Here is a 1009-nt window from a genome sequence, read left to right as displayed (position 1 = left end):
CCACCTTGATTAAATAAATAAGATGCGACTTTTTCTAAAGCATTTTGAATAGTATTTTTTTGGTTTTGTGGAATCTTATTAAAATATTCCGCCTGATAGAAAAAGCCGCTAATGGAGGTTGCGAGGGCATTAGAGTTTGTCATATAGTCTGATAATTTTTGTTTAAAGTCGTCGGACTTGTTCCCATTTTTTAGTCGCGATAAAGCCTGTAAGGCGTCTTGTGTGGAATCCTCATAGGATTGTTTTGAAACTACTCTATTTGTCATCATATAGCCTGACAAGAGATTTTGAAACTCTTTGTCATTCATATTTTCATTAAAGCCTTGCAATAAAATATTTTCCATTTGATTAAACAGAAAATCTAGATTTGCTTGAAATTCATCTTGACTAGAAATCGGAGTATTTTTTGCTTGATTTTTAATACTTTCTTGATATTCCATCATTCCTTTGTGGAGTTTGTCATTGCCTATAATTAGGCTTGAATCAAGGTTTTGAATGTTGGAATATTCCTTAATAAATTCATACAGATTCTCTTTTGTCTTTACATTATCTTGCTTTATGGATTTTTCATTCTTTTCCTGCGTGGCTAAAGTGGCGGTATTTGCTGTATTTGCAGAATTAAAGTAAAAGTTATATGGAGAATGCACTTGCATTGCCTATCCTTTGAATAAAATCTATATAAAGGATAAGCAAAAAGTATGCCAAATTTACTTGAAATATTTAATATTGACTTTATCAGCTTTTATCCAAGAATAGACATTATCAAACGATTTAATCTTGCTACGAACTGCGTTTTGATTATCTATCCTTTGAACATCACTTGAATTGTTAAGGTTTATTTTTACAATTTCGGCAGAAGTGCTATTTGTTCTAAAGTTATAAGTTGTAGCAACAGCCGCATAATAGTTAGAACCAAGATTAAAATAAGGCGTATCGCCACTTTCCAAAACAAGATGATAATATGCAGTGTAATAAATATTTTGCCCTAAATTATTTACAACGCCATAGT

At 31.3% G+C, this 1009-nt stretch carries 2 protein-coding genes; both read right to left on the bottom strand.

Annotated features, from left to right (window positions below):
- A partial coding sequence (locus tag Q1553_RS01585; protein ID WP_300842701.1) for a hypothetical protein occupies positions 1–653 on the bottom strand: 653 nt, incomplete at its 3' end.
- A gap of 54 nt (positions 654–707) precedes the next feature.
- The coding region (locus Q1553_RS01580; protein ID WP_300842700.1) for a hypothetical protein at positions 708–1009 on the bottom strand (302 nt) is incomplete at its 5' end.

Source organism: Helicobacter sp. UBA3407 (assembly GCF_949747025.1).
Classification (GTDB): domain Bacteria; phylum Campylobacterota; class Campylobacteria; order Campylobacterales; family Helicobacteraceae; genus Helicobacter_D; species Helicobacter_D ganmani.
The sequence above is the reverse complement of the archived record's forward strand: the minus strand, read 5'-3'. Positions and strand labels throughout refer to the sequence as shown.